Here is a 17339-nt window from a genome sequence, read left to right on the forward strand (position 1 = left end):
AGAGCGCGCGGAACCACCTCGGTCGTCCCGGCCGGACCGACGGCGGGGGGTGCAGCCTGCACTCCCCGGGCTGCTCGCGTTGCAGCGGCAGGCGGGCAACGCGGCGGTGCAGCGGTTCCTGTGGGGTGGGGACGCGCGGCGGGTCGCCGCGGGCTACCTGTCCCGGGCCGTGGACGGCGAGGTCCGGTCAGTGCTGGGTGACCTGCGGGAACTGCCCGCCCGGCACCGGGACGACGTGGCGGCCGAGTTCCTCCGCATGGCGCGCGACCCCTCCCACGCCGAGCAGGCGCGGGCGCAGCACCACGGCAGCGCGGACATCCTCGACCGGCTCTCGACGCTCAGCGGTGGCGGTGAGCTGCTGCGCGGGCTCGCCGACGAGCTGGAGAGCGGGGTCGCCGATGCGGACGAGCGTGCGCTCGCGGCGGTGGCGCGGGACGCCGAGCTGCGCGGGGAGCGGCGGAACGCGGAGCGCGCGGTCCAGGAGGAGCGGGCGGCGGACCGGCGGTCGAGGGTGTGGGAACAGGGCGTGCCCCGGACGCCCATGCCGGACATGGGCGCCAACGAACGGGCGTTGCACCGCGCGTTCCTCGCCTGGGTGGCGCGCGTCGAGCCGGCGACCGTCGTGGCGGACCGGCCCACGCAGGACCAGGCACGGACCGTGGAGCACGCGATCCGCAACCTCGTCGTCGCGCCCACGTGGCCCGAGCACGCCGAGCTGAACGCCGCCGACCGGGACCGCGTCGCCGCCGCCCTGCCCGCCCTGGTGGAGCGGCTGGAGGCGTTGCGCGCGCGGCGGCTGGCCGAGTTGGCGGCGGTCGCGGAGCAGGCGCGGACGGGGTTGCGGGAGGTGCGGCCGTCGATCTCGAACGAGCTGGAGGCACTGCGTGCCGCCGGGCCGTTCACGTCCCTGGTGCTGCTCGTGGCCACGATCCGCGGGGCCGACGTGCACGAACTGGCCGCGATCGCCGGGCAAGCCGCCCCGGTGGACGGCCTGCTCGGCGCGGCGGTGATGGCCCGCGGCGCGGCCCGGATCCGCGCGGCGACGCGTGCGCCGAGCACCGCGGGCGTGGTGGCCACCGGCCCGCGCGCACCGATCGTGATGAACCCCGGCGTGGAGTACCGGCAGGGAGCGCCGGTGCGGTGGGACCTCTCGCCCCGGCCGAACTCCCTCGGGCTGACCCTGCACCACGGCCGGCAGCCGATCGGCGCGGGGGTCATCGCCGACACGAACATCGCCCGCATCCTCGACGCCCTCGCGCGCGGCGAGCCCGTGGAGCCGAGCTGGGCCAACGCGATCACCCGCCTGGCACAGCTCGGTGTGACCGGCGCGGCGATCACCCAGTACGTCCGGTCCGAACTGGAGGCGCGTCGCTCCGACTCCACGGGTGCGCGCGGCGCGCCGGCGATGACCCGATTGCTGGCGCGCGCGAACCTGCCCCGAGCCGAGTACCGCGCCCTCCAGGACGAACTGACGGCAGCCGGCGTGGACCTGAAGGACGTCCCGGTGGTGATCGAGGCGGCGACCGCGCCGGGGGCGGGTGGCATGCCCCTGGTGACCTACGACGCGCCGCTGATCGGGGCGCTGTTCACGCTGGCCGAGCCGATGCTGCCGAGCGCCCGCGAGGAGCACTCGGCGCGTGCACAGCAGACCGGCGGCGCACGCGCGCCCCGACCGGTCCCGACCCGCGATTCTTTGGGCCGCCGCCCGCAGCCGGGCACCCGGCGCGATGAGTACGCGAACATCGCGGAGTACCTGCACCACGTCCACAACGCGGACCGCTTCACGATCCGGATCGGCGCGTACCGGCTGGCGGTGGTCCCGATCCAGCCGGTGGGAGAACGACCGGGTCCGCAGATCAGCAACCGCTTGCGCGACCAGATCAGGCGCGAGCCGCCGATCACGCTCCGCCCACCACGCTGATCGCCGGCTGTTGCGGGCTCGCGGCGCTGCCGACACCGCGAGCCCGACTCAGGGGAGCGTCAGAGGGTCCACTTCTGGTTCGCGCCCGTCGTGCACGTCCAGATCTGCAAGCGGGTCCCGTCCGCCGAGGTGTTCCCCGTGACGTCCAGGCACTTCCCGGAGAACTGGTTCACCAGCCGGCCCGACGAGTCGTGCGCCCACTTCTGGCTGGACCCGGTGTGGCAGTCCCACAGGTGGGTCACCGTGCCGTCCGCCGAGCTGGGACCGGCGATGTCCAGGCACTTGCCCAGCGCGCGCAGGGTGCCGTCAGTGCCCCGGGCCCAGCTCTGCGCTGCCGTCCCGTTGCACGTGTAGAGCTGCACGGCGGTGCCGTTGGCGGTCGCCGCGCCGGCCACGTCCACGCACTTGCCGGCCAGACCGGTGATCGCGCCGCCGCCACCGGAGCCCGGGGTGCCCGACCACGTGAAGGTGGCGGTGGTCCGCGCGGGCAGGGTGTAGGTGAAGGACTGGTTGCCCCAGTTCACCCGTACCGACTGGGCCGACTCGCCACCGTTGTGCGCGATCAGGGCCTTAGAACCGTCAGGGTTGCGCCAGGCCACGTTCTGCACGGTGCTGTTCGCGGTGGAGTCGATCCGGTGCGCGCCCGGCCGCACGAACTTCGTCAGGTGCCCGGTCGTGTAGTACTCGATCGTGTAATCCACCTGCCCGGCCCGCGATCCGCCCTCCTGCACGGTGATCAGGCCGGTGCACGTGCCGCAGCCACCGTTGTGCGGACCCATGAACTGGTTCAGGGCCAACGACCACTTCACGAGGCTCCCACTCCAGTTGCGGGCGTAGTTGACGATGTCCGCCATGTCCTCGTTGTGCTGGTTGGAGATCCACGTGCCGCCGGAGTGCTCGGTGCTGAACTGCTTCACGCCCGGGTACTGGTCGTGGACCTGCGTCCCGACGGCCGGGTCGCCGAAGTAGCCGTGCCACGCGATGCCGCCGAACAGCGGGTCGTTGCGGACGCCGGCGTCGTTGAGCACGCCCGAGCCGAAGTTCGCGTAGTCGCCGTAGTTCCAGTCGTGCACCAGGACCTTGGTCGACAGCCCGGCCGCGCGCAGCGCCGGGTAGACGTGGTTCTTGGTGAACTCCACCAGCCCGGACGGGTTCCAGCTCATGCCGGGGTAGTTCATCGCGGTGGGGTTGGACGCCTGGCAGCAGTTCGGCTCGTTCTGCACGGACAGGTAGTCCACGGGGATGCCGGCGGCCTGGTAGCTCTGCACGTACTTGACCAGGTACTGGGCGTACATGGGGTAGTACTCCCACTTCAGCCAGCCCATCTGGTCCATCCGCCCGTTGTCCTTCATCCACCCCGGAGCGCTCCACGGCACGCCCTTCACGCGCAGCGCGGGGTTGAGCGACTTCGCCTGAGCGGTCAAAAGACGAACGTTCGTGTCGTATCCGTTCGTTCCGAAATCGTTCAGATCGCAGCACGTGTCGTCCAGCGACACCATGCCCGGCCGGGACAGGTCCGACGCCCCGATCGGGTTGCGCACGAACGACAGCCCGATGCCGTCGACCGGGTGGAACAGCTTGCGCATCACGGCGTCCCGCGTGGCGGCGCTGACCGGGCCGCCGCGCAGCAGGTAGGCGGTGGTGTCGGTGATGGACGCACCGCCGCCCTCGAACTGCTGGTAGGTGGTGCCTTCGTTGACGGTGATGGTGTGGGTGGCGCTGCCGCCACTGGTGCTGAAGGCGACCGGTGCCTGCTGCTGGAGGCCGCGGGTCACCGTCCGGCCGCCGCTGTCGGAGGTGGTGGTGAGCCAGACGTCGACCCGCTCGCCGGCGGCGCTGGCGGCAGGGACGGCCAGGGTCGCGGCGAGGACGGCCGCCACCGCGGCGACCGTGGTGAAGACCCGATGGTGGGAGGGCACCTCGGAACTCCTTTCGGCGAAGTGCAACAAATGAAACAAATGTGGAACACGCCCGTACGGCACAGGAAACAGCGCGCCGAACACCGCTGTCAAGGGCGGGAAAAAGCCCGGGAAATACCGGGAAACAACGTCAGCGAACGGGGCCGGTGGAACCGCGAACGACCAGTTCGGTGGCCAGTTCGACGTGCAGGGCGTCGACTTCCTGCCGGTCCAGCAGGCGCAGCAGCAACGTCACGGCCAACCGCCCCATTTCCCGGACGGGCTGGCGGACGGTGGTCAGTTCCGGTGTCGTCGCGCGGCTCAGGTCCAGGTCGTCGAACCCGGCGATCGACAGGTCGCCGGGCACGTCGAGCCCGCGCTCCCGTGCCGCCCGCAACGCGCCCACGGCCATCTTGTCGTTGAACGCCACCAACGCCGTCGGCCACTCCCGCAGGTCCAGCACGTCCCGCGCGGCGAGGTACCCGTTCTCCTCGGTCGGCTCGTCCACGTGCCGCACCAGCTCGGGGGAGGGCAGCACACCCACGTCCGCCAACGCCGCCGCGTACCCGGCCGACCGGCTGTCACTGGCCAGCCAGTCTCGCGGCCCGCCCAGCACACCGATCCTCCGGTGCCCCAACTCCACCAGGTGCGCCACCAGCTTGCGGGCGCCCGCGAAGTGCGCCGCCGACACCGCGGCCACGTCCCGCGGCAACTCCGTCCGCGGGTCGACCACGACGAACGGGAACTTCCGGTCCCGCAACCGGACCAGCTGCTCGGCCGGCTCCGGCGGCAACACCAGCACGGCCCCGGCCACGTCCCCGGAACCCAGCGAGGGCAGCACGGACGTCCTCTGCGCGGACGTGCCCGCGTCGAGCACCACCCGCCGGCCGTGCTTGGCCAGCTCCTCCGCCACGGACGTGACGATCAGCCCGAAGTAGTCGGTGAGCAGGTAAGGGCACCGCACATGCACCGCGCCCGGCCGCGTCCGGTTGCGCGGCCGAGGAGCCTGCGCCCCGAGGCGTTCGACGGCGCGCAGCACCAGCTCACGGGTGTGCTCGGCGACGTTCGCCTGACCGTTGAGCACCCGCGACACGGTGGCGATCGACAGCCCCGTCTCGGCGGCCACGTCCCGGACCGTCGCCCGCGTCATCCGCACTCCCGTTCCACAAGGTGTTTCAGTATGTTACAGCGTTGAATTGCCGCGACTCCGTCGCGGCGGCTCGGCCGCCTTCAGTCGGCTCGTCGCGCCGTGTTTCCCGCCGATCGAAAAGCGTGATCGTCGGGAAAGACGACGCGACAAGCCGACGCGGCCTCGCCATCGAACGTTGTGATCGTGATCCCGGGAACTAGGGGTGCCCGGCGCGTGCACACCCGCCCGGATCTGGGGCAGGCTGTGCAGATGACCACCTCCGAGGCTCCCGCGCGGATCGGCGTCACCGGGCTCGCCGTCATGGGCAGCAACCTGGCCCGCAACCTCGCGCGCCACGGCTTCCGCGTAGCCGTGCACAACCGCAGCACCGCCCGCACCAAGGCGCTGATCGCCGACCACGGCCACGAAGGCGACTTCGTGCCCGCCGAGACGCTGGAGGAGCTGGTCGCCAGCCTCCAGACGCCCCGGCAGATCATCATCATGGTCAAGGCCGGCGGGCCGACCGACGCCGTGATCGACGAGCTGGTGCCGCTGCTCGAACCCGGCGACATGGTGATCGACGGCGGCAACGCGCACTACGCCGACACCCGCCGGCGGGAGGCCGCCCTGCGGGAGGCCGGGCTGCACTTCGTGGGGACGGGCATCTCCGGCGGCGAGGAGGGCGCGCTCAACGGGCCGTCGATCATGCCGGGCGGCTCGAAGGAGTCCTACCAGCACCTCGGGCCGGTGCTGGAGGCGATCGCGGCCAAGGTGGACGGCGTGCCGTGCTGCGTCCACGTCGGACCGGACGGCGCCGGGCACTTCGTGAAGATGGTGCACAACGGCATCGAGTACGCCGACATGCAGCTCATCGCCGAGGCCTACGACCTGCTGCACCGCGTCGGCGGCCAGACCCCCGCCGAGATCGCCGACGTCTTCCGCGGCTGGAACACCGGCGACCTGGAGTCCTACCTGGTCGAGATCACCGCCGAGGTGCTCGGGCACACCGACCCCGACACCGGCGCGGCCCTGGTCGACGTCATCGCCGACGAGGCCGAGCAGAAGGGCACCGGCCGCTGGACCGTGCAGGAGGCGCTGGAACTCGGCGTCCCGGTCACCGGCATCGCCGAAGCCGTGTTCGCGCGGTCCCTGTCCGGGCGGGTCGACCAGCGGCGCGCGGTCCGGGAGGCGTTCGGCCCGTCGGAGGTGCCCTCGCGGCCGGACCAGTCGCTGGTGGAGGACGTCCGGCAGGCGCTGTACGCGTCCAAGGTCGTCGCCTACGCGCAGGGCTTCGACCAGATGCGCGCGGCCAGCGCCGAGTACGGCTGGGACCTGGACCTGGGCGCGATGGCCACCATCTGGCGCGGCGGCTGCATCATCCGGGCCCGGTTCCTCGACCGCATCCGCGAGGCCTACGACAAGAACCCCGAACTGGCGTCGCTGCTGGTCGACGACTACTTCCGGGACGCGGTGGCCGCCGCCGAGGAGGCGTGGCGCCGGGTCGTGGTCAAGGCCGTGTCGGCGGGCGTGCCCGCGCCCGGCTTCGTGTCCGCGCTGGCCTACTACGACGGCCTGCGCTCCGAGCGCCTGCCCGCGTCGCTGGTGCAGGGCCTGCGCGACTTCTTCGGCGCGCACACCTACCGGCGCACCGATCGGGCGGGCAGTTTTCACACTCTCTGGTCAGGTGACCGTTCTCAGGTGGACGCCTGACGCGGGCGGCTCGACCATTGCCGGGTGCGTGAACGCTTCCGGCGCCACCCCGTCACGGCGGGCTACCTGCTCGCCGTGACGGGGCTCGCCCTGCTCATGCGGTTCGTGTTCGCCGACGGGATGACCGCGCAGATGCGCGAATCATTGAGCACCAACCCGGCCAACCTCGCCGACCACCCGGTGAACGCCCTGGTGGGCAGCGCGTTCGTGCTCGACTCCGCGGAACCCCTCGTCTTCACGGTGCTGGTGCTGGCGGCGCTCGCGGTGTGCCTGGGGGCGTTCGAACGCGAAGTGGGGCCGTGGCGGGCGGTCGCGGTCGTCCTGGCCGGGCACGTCGGCGCGTGCCTGGTCGTCCTGGTGGTGATCTCCCGGGGCGCCTACCCCGTCGACCTGACCCATGTGACCGACGTCGGCGTCAGCTACGTGGCCTTCGCCGCCGCCGGGGCGGTGACGGTGCTGCTGCCGGGGGTGCTGCGCGGTCCGTGGCTGGCCCTCGTCGTGGCCTACCCCCTCGTGACCGCCGACTGGTACGGGCTGGTGCCCGAGTTCGCCGCGGTCGGACACGTAGCCGCCGCGTTCATCGGATCGGGTTGCGGGGCGTTCGCCGTTCACCGGGTCTACGCGTCGGTCGGGCGGTAGGCCCGTCACCTGCTGTGACGGTGCGGGGAAGATCAACACGACCGGGTGGAACCGCTGTCAGGCGCGCCACATCGTCGTCATCATGGTGGTGACGCGAGCCGCGTGACGCGGGCTGGCGGTCCCCTGTGCCGACCCCATGTGCGCCGACACGGAGGTGCCACCGTGGCGACCCCCCACCACCGCGCCGAGGCCGAGCCCACGCTCGAAGCCCACCGGCCGCACCGCGTGCCGCCCTTACCGCCGCGCTAGGCCCCTTCGCTCCCACCCCACTCCGTACCCCCGTCCGGGTGCGGAGGCGATGACCCCTTGTCTCGAAAGGACCCGTCCATGAACCGACCACGCCCCAACAAGTCCCACGCCGGCGAACACACCACCGCCGGCCCTCCGCTGGCCGCAGTCCTCCGCTACGACGTGCCAGCCTCGCTCGTGGTGTTCCTGATCGCCGTGCCCCTGTCACTGGGGTTCGCCGCCGCGACCGGCGCGCCGCTGATGGCCGGCCTCATCTCCGCCGCCGTGGGCGGGATCGTCGCGGGCGCGCTGGGTGGTGCTCCGATGCAGGTCAGCGGGCCGGCGGCGGGCATGGTCCTGATCACCGGCGGGATCATCGCCGAGTACGGGTGGGCCGCCACCGCGATGATCACCGTCGGGGCCGGGCTGGTGCAGGTGGTGGCGGGCTTGACGCGGGTCGGGCGGGTCGCCCTGTCGCTGTCGCCGGCCGTCGTGCACGGGCTGCTCGCGGGCATCGGCGTGACCATCGCGATCGGACAGCTGGTGGTGGTGCTGGGCGGGCCGCCGTCGTCGACGGTGTGGGGGAACCTGACGCGGGTGTTCACGCCGGTGGACTCCGCCGCGCTGTTGGTCGGTTCGGTCGCGGTGGCGGTGTTGGTGCTGTGGCCACGGGTGCCGCGCTCGTCTTACGTCCCGGCGCCGCTGGTCGCCGTGCTCGTGGCGACCGTCGTCGGGTCCGGGATGGACGTGGCTCGGGTGGACCTGCCGTCCGGCGCGCTGGACCAGATCGTGCTGCCGCGGATGCCTTCGGGCACGTTCTGGGGCATCGCGTTCGCCGTGCTGGCCGTCGCGGTGGTGACGGCCGTGGAGTCGCTGCTGTCCGCAGTGGCCGTCGACAAGCTGCACGACGGGCCACGCGCAGACCTCGATCGGGAGTTGGTGGCGCAGGGCGTGGCCAACGCGGTCGCCGGTTCGCTGGGCGGTCTACCGGTGAGCGGCGGCATCGCTCGCGGCTCGACCAACGTGGCTGCGGGTGCGCGGACGCGGGCTTCTTCCGTGTTGCACGGCGTGTGGATCGCCGTTTTCGTGCTGGCTCTGGGGTCGGTGCTGGAGCTGATCCCGTTGGCCGCTTTGGCGGGTGTGCTGTTGGTTGTGGGTGTGCGGCTGGTGAGCGTGCGGCGGATGCGGACCTTGTGGCGGCATGGCGAGTTCAGCGCTTACGCCGTAACTGCGCTGGGGGTTGTCGCGCTGGGCTTGGTTGAGGGCGTGCTGCTGGGCGTCGCGGCGGCGGCTCTGCGGTCGCTGTACCGGCTCACGCACAGCTCCGTGCGGGTGGTCGAGGAGCCGGACGGGTGGCGCGTGGTCATCCGGGGTTCGTTGGTGTTTCTCGGGGTCGGGCGGCTGGTGCGGGACTTGCGCGCGATCCCGTTGGGACAGAAGGTCGTGCTGGAACTGCACATAGATTTCCTGGACCACGGCGCTTTCGAGGCCATCGACGACTGGCGTGCGGGGTACGTGCGGTTGGGTGGTCTTGTGTATGTGGACGAGGTGCACGACACGTGGTTCTCCAAGGCAGCGCGCGGCATTCCGGCGTTGCGCAAGACCCCGTTGTCGCCGTTGCCTCGCTGGTTCGCTCCTTGGTCGCACTGGCAGCGTTCCCGTGCCGTGACGCTGCCTCGGCCTCGTGAGGATGCAGACCCGATGATCCGGGGGATGCACGAGTTCGAGCGGTCGGCCGCGCCTCTGGTGCGTCCTTTCCTGGCGGAGCTGGCGGTGCGGGGGCAGCGTCCTCGGCAGCTGTTCATCACGTGCGCGGACTCGCGGGTGGTGCCGAACTTGATCACCACGAGTGGGCCGGGTGACTTGTTCTGCGTGCGCAACATCGGGAACTTGGTGCCGGTCGACGGGGATTGTTCCGTGGGTGCGGCGGTCGAGTACGCGGTGGAGGTGCTGGCGGTCGAGACGATCGCCGTGTGCGGGCACTCGGATTGCGGCGCGATGAAGGCTTTGGTGAACGGGTCGGCGAGGCCGGGGTCGCAGCTGTGGTCGTGGCTGCGGGCGGCGGAGTCGAGCCTGATCCGGTTCCACGCTCCGGGGTCGGCGGACTTGCCGGTGGTGGAGCGGTTGGCGGTGGCGAACGTGGCGCAGCAGCTGGAGAACCTGATGACTTACCCGAGCGTGCGGGAGGCTGTGGGGGCGGGGGCGTTGCGGTTGGTGGGGATGTACTTCGACATCTCCCAGGCACGGGTGTACTTGGTGGACCCGGAACGCGATGGCCTGGAACCGGTAAAGGCGTAGACTCCGGTGCAGTGCTCAGATTCCGGCGCCTCGGCGTTCGGGTCTCGCGGTGTCCACCCCATCGGGTGACATACACGATCCGCAACATCCGGCCATTTCCCGCGATACCGTGAATAGGAACGGCGGACGGGACGGGGACACTCAGGGACTCCAAGACAGGGCCACAACACCCCAGCCAAGCCCTCCCCCCTCGCCCCACCCCACGCCCCCCTCCCAACTCCGCCCACCCAACCCAACTCCGCCCACCCAACCCAACTCCGCCGACCCAACCCAACTCCGCCGACCCAACCCTCGACTACCGCGCACCCGCTTCCGCCGCCCAACCTGCCCAGGTCCGGAACCAGCCGCCACCCTGACCCCGGCGCCGCACCCCGCCGAGCCCTCGAACCCTCGCCAACCGGTGCCAAGCGCCCGACCCTCGCCAGCCGGGGGACACGCGCCGGACCCTCGCCAGCCGGGGACACGCGGGCTTAGTCCTGCGGCTTGAGGTCGCGTGGCCTGGGATGAGGCTTGGGGTCGTGGGGCGTGGCGCGCGGCTTGGGGCGCGCGGCTTGGGGCGCGCGGGACTTGGCGCAGTTCCGGGGTCGCGGGGTTGGGGCGCGTGGATTGGCGTGCGGCTCGGGGGCGCGGGGCGTGGCGCGCGGCTTGGGCTCGGCGGCTTGGGATCGGCGGGTCCGGCCGCTGCGGGTCGAGCCGCGGCTGGCTCAGCCTCAGCGAGCGCCCCCCGGGCCGGACGTCGCCCCCGCCGGACATCGCTCCCGCCGTTCGCCGCCCCCGGCTGGTCGCCGCCCCCGCCGGTCGCCGCTTCAGCCGAGTGCTGGCTGGGCGAAGCGCCGTCTCGGCAAGCGCTGGCTGGGTGAGGACTGACTGGGTGAGGGGCGAGTGCGAGCCGGTGCGGGTCCGGTGGGCCGGGCGGAGTGCGAGTCCGGCGAGCGGGGCTCGGACGCGTGCGAGTCCGGCGGCTGCGGGTCCGGCGCGGGTCCGGTGGCTGCGGGCTCGGCGCTGGTCCGGTGGGTGCGGGTTCGGCGGCTGCGAATCCGGTGGCTGCGGGTTCGGCGGGTGCGGGCGTGGGGCCGGCGGGCGTGAGGTGGCTGGCTTGGGGCCCGTGTGTGCCCTGGGGGTGGGTGTTGCCGGCCCAGGTCCCGCGGCGGAACCGGCCCCGGTCGGGGGTGCGAGGTCGGTTCCGTCGCGGGGGTGGTCGGGCGGCGCGGATGGGGGCTTGTTCTTCGGGGGGAGGCGCGTCGCCCGGCCAGGTCTTGTGGGGTGCTTTGCCTGGAGAGTTGGGCTGCTTGCTGGAGGGGTGGCCGTGTTCGAGGGCTGGTCGCGTCGAAGGGTGGCCGTGTCGGGGGTGGGGGGAGTTAGACGGCGGTGCGGATGTGGCGGTGTAGGCCGGGGGTTTCCGCTGTCACCGTCAGGGCCAGTTGGGCGCCCAAGTAGGCGCGGCAAGGGGAGGGGAGTTTGCGGCTGAAGCGGCGGGATTGGTGGGTTCGGCAAGTTGGGCAGCGGCCGTGGAGGTCTGGGGTGTGTTCGTCCAGAAGGGCTCGTAGGGCGGCCACCACCCTGGGGAGTTCTGTGCGGGCCAGGTCGGCTGCTGTGGGGTCGTCGGCGGTGGCTGCGAGGTGTACCAGGGCGGACAGGTGGTCGTGCAGGGACTTGTCGAGCTGGCTGAAGACCGTCGTGGACATCTTCAGCGGCTCCTTTCCGGCCTCGTGTGCAGTGCCCGGCCTCGCGTGTGGTGTGCCGTGCAGCAGCCTGCGACCGGCGACCGGCGGTCTGCAAGTTGCACTACACGAATGGATGACGTCCCTTTGCTCCGTGCGCACCCGGCCGGACACTTCCGAGGGGACCACGAGGAGGTGTGCCGATGGCCCGCGGCAGCAGCCCCACGCTGCGCAAGCGCCGACTGGTCAGCGAACTGCGCAGGCTCCGCGAAGCCGCGTCGCTCACCATCGAGGAAGTCGGCGAGCGCCTGGAGTGCTCCGCCTCCAAGATCAGCCGCATCGAGACCGGCCGCGTGGGCGTCACGCCCCGTGACGTCCGGGACATGCTCGGCGCGTACGGCGCGGACGAGGCGACGCTGGAGGAACTGGTCCAGCTCGCCCGCGAGGCCCGGCGCAAGGCGTGGTGGGACGAGTTCGGCGACATCGTGCCCGGCCGCTACATCGGGTTCGAGGCCGACGCCGACACCGTCCGCACCTACCAGGGCCTGATGATCCCCGGCCTCCTCCAGGACGAGGGCTACACCCGCGCGCTCATCGCCGACGTCCTGCCCGACGCCGCCCCCGGCGAGGTCGACCGCCGCGTCGCGCTGCGCAAGGCCCGCCAAGCCCTGCTGCACGAGGACGACCCGCTCACCCTCCACGTCGTGATCGACGAAGCCGCCCTGCGCAGGCTCGTCGGCGGCGCGGACGTGATGTGCGCACAATTGCGGAAACTGAACGAAGTCGGACAGCTCGACAATGTCACCCTTCAGGTGACGCCATTTCGCACCGGCGGTCACGCTGCGATGGACGGCCCGTTCGTCATCCTCACTTTTCCCGAGAAGCTCGACCCGGACGTGGTATACATCGAAAGCACGCGAGGCGACGTCTATTTGGAACAACCCTCCGACGTCGCCCGATATTCCGACATGTTCGCGCGACTGGCCGCGAACTCCCTGGACCCAGCGGAGTCGGCAGCCTTTGTCGAGCGGGTCGCGCGCGAACATTCCGCGAACCGGGAGTGAAACCCATGCAGCAGGAGTGGCGCAAGAGCAAGCGTTCGTCCGCGTCCGGACCGGAGTGCGTGGAAATCGCGCTGAACGACGTGGGTGCCGCCGTGCGCGATTCGAAGAACCGCGGCGCCGGTGCGTTGAGCTTCGGGTCCGCGCAGTGGTGGCGATTCGTCGACGTGACCAAGAGAGGGCGTTACGACGAGCGCTGACCGGCGCTGGACGGCGCTGAACGGCGAGGGGGCGGGCTCCGACTCGGGGGTCCGCCCCCTCGCGCTTGACCAGGCACCCCGACCTTCGACCGGCACCCCCGACCTTCGACCGGCACCCCCGACCTTCGACCGGCGACCCCTGACGTTCGACCAGGGACCCGTACGACCACGGTCTGATCGCCGCCAGACCGTGGTCCGATGTGCCGAGCCCACCCCCTCGGGTGAACTGTTCGCCCAAGGGGGTGGTGGCAGTGGGTCGGGTCTTGCGCGTGCCGGTGGCGGTGTTCCTCGCCGTGGCGGGCGTGGTCGCGTTCGTGCTGACCGCCGCCCTCACCCGTCACCGGGGCGCGGCTCGGGGTGTTCACCTTCCCGTCGCTGGTCGGCGACCCGGAGTTGTTGCGGCGCTGGGACTGCGGCACTTCGGCGGCGCTAGCGTCCGCGACCGGGGCGTTGGCGGCCCTCACCCGATCGGGCAAGATCTGCGCGGTCCTCGGCGTGGCGCTGGTAGCCGCCCTGTTCCACGGCGACCGGCCGACCGCGGCCGGGTGCCGGACGGCCGCCCTGCACGGCGCGGTCCTCGTTCTCACTTGGGGGAAAAGACATGGCGTTCCTGACCGACGCGCTGGAGGGGCTGGCCGGCCTGCCGCAGCCGGCGGTGCTGGCGGTGACGGGCGCGTTGACGTTGGCGGAGTGCACGCTCGGCGTCGGGTTCATCGCGCCGGGGGAGAGCGCGCTGCTGCTGGCCTCGACGACCGTGACCAGCGTGCCCCGGTTCCTGGTCATGTGGCTGGTCGTGTCGGTGTGCGCGGTGGCGGGCGACAGCATCGGCTACTACCTCGGGCGGCGGTTCGGCGACCGGCTGCGGGACAGCAAGGTCGTGCGCAAGCTCGGGCAGGAGCACTGGGACAAGGCCGGTGCGCTGCTGCGGCGACGCGGGGCGTGGGCGGTGTTCTTCGCCCGGTTCATGCCGGTGGTGCGGACCCTGGTGCCCGCGTCGGCCGGCGCGTCGAAGCTGGAGTACCGGCGGTTCCTGCCCGCGTCGATCGCCGGCGCGGTGTGCTGGTCGGCGCTGCACATCGGGATCGGGTCGGCGGCGGGGGCCTCGGCGAAGTACATCGAGTCGGTGTTCAACGGCGCGATGTGGGTGCTGATGGGGCTCGCCCTCGTGGTGGCGGTCGTGGTCTTCCTGCGCAAGCGCCGCAAGGCCGCCGCCGGCACGGCCAAGGAACTGGAAGAGGTCGCCTGAAACAGGTCGAAGGGGCCGCGTCCGAGGGTTCGGGTCCCGGGCGCGGCCCCTTCCACTGGGGGAGGGCAAAGGGCTGACGTCATCCCCTACCGGATGGCACCGCCCGTGTGAACGTCGAGGGGACGAGGGCGGGCCGGCGTTCCGCCGCCGCGGGCTGGATGCCCCTTGCACGCCGGCCGGCCCTCGTCGTTCTCGGAGAGCAGCGGGTGATCCGCTGTCTGGCCCAACCTTCCCCACCGGGGTTCGCCCTGTGTGGTCGGTCGGACACGCATAGCGTAAGAATGCGGTCTACAGAGCGACTGGAGTCGCACTGAAGTGATCTCCTAGGCTGAGTGCTGAGCCAGCCCTTCGGCGAAGGATCGGTCCGTGGAGTACGACGGCGTGGAGCCCTTGCGGTTCGAGGTGCTCGGCCTGCTCCGGGTGGTGCGCGGTGGCCGGGAAGTCGACCTGGGCGCCGCCAAGCAGCGTGCCGTGCTGGCGGTGCTGCTGCTGGCCCGCAACACGCCGGTCAGCCGGGACCACATCATCGACGCGGTGTGGGGTGACGCCACGCCCACCAGCGCGGTCAACCTCGTGCAGACCTACGTGGCCGGCCTGCGCCGCGCCCTGGAACCCAGCCGCGCCCGCCGCGCCCCCGCCGAGACCCTGACCTCGGTCGGCGACGGCTACCTGCTGCGCGTCGACCCGGCCGCGGTCGACCTGGACGCCTTCGAACGCGGGGTCGCCGCCGCCGGCCGCCTGAGATCCACCGGCGACCTCGAAGCCGCCGCCCGCGTGCTGGACGACGCCCTGGCGCTGTGGCGCGGCGAACCGCTCGGCGGCGTGACCGGCCTGTTCGCCGAGGTGGAACGGGGTCGCCTGACCGAACGCAGGCTCGCCGTCCTGGAGGAACGCGCCGAACTGCTGCTGTTGATCGGCCGCGGCGCGGAGCTGGTGCAGGAGCTGACCGCGCTGGTCGCCGAACACCCGTTGCGGGAACGCGTGCACGGCCTGCTGATGCGGTCGCTGTGCCAGGCGGGCCGGCAGGCCGAGGCGCTCGCCGTGTACCGCGAGGCGCGCCGGGTGCTGGTGGAGGAGCTGGGCGTCGAACCCGGCCCGGAGCTGCGCCGGCTCCAGCAGGCGGTGCTGTCGGGGGAGGACCCCGAGCCCGAACGGCCCACCCGCCCGATGGTGATCCCACCGCAGGCCCCCGAGCCGGCGCTGCCCACGACCCCGGCCCAGCTGCCGCGCGCCCCCGTCTCGCTGATCGGCCGGGACGCGGAACTGGCCAAGCTGGACGGCCTGCTGGCGTCCCACCCGTCCGGCGGGCTGGTGCTGGTGGTCACCGGCCCGGCCGGCGTCGGCAAGACCGCGCTGGCCCTGCACTGGGCGCACCGCGTGCGCGACGAGTTCCCGGACGGCCAGCTCTACATCGACCTGCACGGCTACGACCCCAACCAGGAGCCGTTGGGCGCGGGCGAGGTGCTCAACCGCTTCCTGCGCACGCTCGGGGTGCCGTCTGCGGACATCCCGGTCACGGTGGAGGAGCGGTCGGCCCTGTTCCGCACGCTCATCGCCGACCGGCGGATGGTCGTGATGCTGGACAACGCCCGCGGCTCGACCGAGCTGATGGCGCTGCTGCCCGGCTCGCCGTCGTGCGTCGTGGTGACGTCCCGGCGGCGGCTGGTGGGCTTGGTGGCGCACGCCGAGGCCAAGCTGGTCGAACTGGACATGCTCGACACCGACGCCGCCGTCGAGGTGCTGGGCCGTGTCGCTGGGCGCGACGGGGCGGAGGTCGGCGCGCTGCGGCGGCTGGCCGTGTTGTGCGACGGCCTGCCACTGGCCCTGCGCATCGCTGCCGCCCGCTTGGCGGTGGCGCCTTCGTTGCGGGCGGCGGAACTGGTGGCGGAACTCGACGACGAACACGGCCGCTTGGCTGCCCTGGGCCTGGAGGACGAGGACTCCACCGTGCGGGCCGCGCTGGACGCCTCCCGCCGGGCGCTGTCCCCGCTGCCGGCTCGCTTGCTGGCTCTGCTGGGCTTGCACCCCGGCCCCGATGTGACCGCGCACGTGGTGGCTGCGATGGCCCGGGTGCGGGTGTCCGAGGCTCAGCGGGCGCTGGACGCGTTGACTGCCGCGAACCTGTTGTCCGTCAACGAGAACGGCCGCTACGGGGCACACGACCTGGTCCGTGTATACACCCGGACCTTGGCTGCGGAGTTGGCACCGGCGCAGCGGCACGAAGCTACGAGTCGGATGTTGGATTTCTACCTGCATTGCGCCGACCTGGCCGATGGGCTGCTGCCGGTCGGGCGTGGTTCCGTGCGGGTGGCACCGGAACTGGTGCCGTTGGAGGTGCCGAGGCTGACCGGTTCCGGCGACGCTATCGCGTGGCTGGAGGCCGAGCAGGGCAACATCATCGCGGCGGCGGAGTTGGCGGGTGAGGGTGCGGACCGGGCGTGGCTGGTGCACGCGTGGCAGTTGCCGTACACGCTGTCCCGGTTCTTCTGGCTGCGGACGGACCGGTCGACATGGCTGAGGACGACCGAGGCGGCGATGCGCGCGGCTACGTCCTTGGGAGAGCCTGAGGCGCGGTTCGTGACTCTGTTCAACCTCGGCGTGGCCCTGGCGCAGTTCCACCGGACTGATGAGGCCTTGGCACGTTTGCGGGAGGCCTTGGAGGTGGCTCGGTCGTCTGGGGACGTCAGCGCGCAGGCGCGGGCGTTGACGACCGTCGCGGACATGTTGCAGAGCTTGGGTCGTGCGGACGAGTCGGAGGCGTTTTACCGGGAGGCGCTGGAGGTGTCGCGGGCGGCCGGGGCGCGGTGGGCGGAGGCTACGGCGCACCACAACATGGGCCTGCTTTACCTGTCGACGCAGCGGTACGACGACGCCAAGACGTGGTTGCGCGGCGCGGTGGAGATGTATCGCGAGGTGGGGGAGCAGTGTGGCGAGTCGACTTGCCACATCGACCTGGCCACGGTGTTGATGGAGTCCGGTGAGCTGTCGGACGCGGTGTCTTCGGCGCGGACGGCGTTGTCGGTGGCTTCGGCGGCCATGAGTCCGTACCACCAGGCATTGGCGCATGACCGGTTGGCGACGGTGTTCGACCGGCAGGGGGTGGTGGGGGCGTTGGCGCATTGGCAGCGGGCTTTGGCGCTGTTCACCGAGCTGAATGCTCCGGAGGCGGACCAGGTACGCGCCCGACTGGCCCGATCCCGCTCAACAGCCCCCACGCCTTAACTCCGCACCATTCAAACCGCCGGCCGCAAGCCCACTCCACCCCCCACTCACCGGCCGCGCCGCTTTTCGCCCGAAGGGCGGTTCCGCCGAAGGCGCAAGCCAAGCGGCAGCGACCACGGGAAGGGC

At 71.9% G+C, this 17339-nt stretch carries 12 protein-coding genes; 9 read left to right on the forward strand and 3 right to left on the reverse strand.

All coding sequences use genetic code 11. The features are described from left to right. Positions 1 to 49 precede the first annotated feature (49 nt). The gene (locus WBN91_RS20550) at positions 50 to 1921 is read left to right on the forward strand and encodes a hypothetical protein (protein ID WP_337725047.1); all 1872 of its coding nucleotides are present in this window, start codon (positions 50 to 52) and stop codon (positions 1919 to 1921) included. A 59-nt stretch (positions 1922 to 1980) separates the two neighbouring features. On the opposite strand, the gene WBN91_RS20555 is transcribed toward WBN91_RS20550, so the two are convergent. Continuing rightward, on the reverse strand, positions 1981 to 3840 hold the full coding sequence (locus WBN91_RS20555) for a ricin-type beta-trefoil lectin domain protein (protein WP_337725046.1): 1860 nt from the start codon (positions 3838 to 3840) through the stop codon (positions 1981 to 1983). Between the two features lie 130 nt (positions 3841 to 3970). Then, positions 3971 to 4969: a LacI family DNA-binding transcriptional regulator gene (locus tag WBN91_RS20560; protein ID WP_337725045.1), complete on the reverse strand. Its 999-nt coding sequence runs from the start codon at positions 4967 to 4969 to the stop codon at positions 3971 to 3973. A gap of 249 nt (positions 4970 to 5218) precedes the next feature. Here WBN91_RS20560 and gndA point away from each other — a divergent pair, with 249 nt between their 5' ends. The 4 genes from gndA (at position 5219) to WBN91_RS20580 (ending at position 10909) form a co-directional block, all read left to right on the forward strand. After that, positions 5219 to 6658 (forward strand): NADP-dependent phosphogluconate dehydrogenase, encoded by a 1440-nt coding sequence (gene gndA, locus WBN91_RS20565; protein WP_337725044.1) that lies wholly within the window; start codon positions 5219 to 5221, stop codon positions 6656 to 6658. 24 nt (positions 6659 to 6682) lie between these two features. Beyond that, positions 6683 to 7297 (forward strand): rhomboid-like protein, encoded by a 615-nt coding sequence (locus WBN91_RS20570; RefSeq protein WP_337725043.1) that lies wholly within the window; start codon positions 6683 to 6685, stop codon positions 7295 to 7297. 327 nt (positions 7298 to 7624) lie between these two features. After that, positions 7625 to 9823: a SulP family inorganic anion transporter gene (locus tag WBN91_RS20575; protein ID WP_337725041.1), complete on the forward strand. Its 2199-nt coding sequence runs from the start codon at positions 7625 to 7627 to the stop codon at positions 9821 to 9823. Positions 9824 to 10705: 882 nt separating this feature from the next. Then, positions 10706 to 10909 (forward strand): hypothetical protein, encoded by a 204-nt coding sequence (locus WBN91_RS20580; protein ID WP_337725040.1) that lies wholly within the window; start codon positions 10706 to 10708, stop codon positions 10907 to 10909. Between the two features lie 272 nt (positions 10910 to 11181). Here WBN91_RS20580 and WBN91_RS20585 read toward each other — a convergent pair whose 3' ends face one another. Continuing rightward, entirely contained in the window at positions 11182 to 11508 is a 327-nt protein-coding gene (locus WBN91_RS20585; protein ID WP_337725039.1) for a hypothetical protein, read from the reverse strand. A gap of 179 nt (positions 11509 to 11687) precedes the next feature. On the opposite strand from WBN91_RS20585, the gene WBN91_RS20590 reads away from it, so the two are divergent. From WBN91_RS20590 to WBN91_RS20605, 4 genes are all read left to right on the forward strand, one after another. Then, complete coding sequence (locus tag WBN91_RS20590; protein WP_337725038.1) at positions 11688 to 12548, forward strand: helix-turn-helix domain-containing protein; 861 nt, start codon at positions 11688 to 11690, stop codon at positions 12546 to 12548. A gap of 5 nt (positions 12549 to 12553) precedes the next feature. Beyond that, positions 12554 to 12745 (forward strand): DUF397 domain-containing protein, encoded by a 192-nt coding sequence (locus WBN91_RS20595; protein WP_337725037.1) that lies wholly within the window; start codon positions 12554 to 12556, stop codon positions 12743 to 12745. A 601-nt stretch (positions 12746 to 13346) separates the two neighbouring features. Beyond that, complete coding sequence (locus tag WBN91_RS20600) at positions 13347 to 13991, forward strand: DedA family protein (RefSeq protein ID WP_337725036.1); 645 nt, start codon at positions 13347 to 13349, stop codon at positions 13989 to 13991. Between the two features lie 366 nt (positions 13992 to 14357). Continuing rightward, positions 14358 to 17213, forward strand: coding sequence for an AfsR/SARP family transcriptional regulator (locus tag WBN91_RS20605; RefSeq protein ID WP_337725035.1), 2856 nt, complete (start codon positions 14358 to 14360; stop codon positions 17211 to 17213). The last annotated feature ends 126 nt before the right edge of the window (positions 17214 to 17339 follow it).

This window comes from Saccharothrix sp. CCNWYY140 (assembly GCF_037401995.1).
Taxonomy (GTDB): domain Bacteria; phylum Actinomycetota; class Actinomycetes; order Mycobacteriales; family Pseudonocardiaceae; genus Actinosynnema.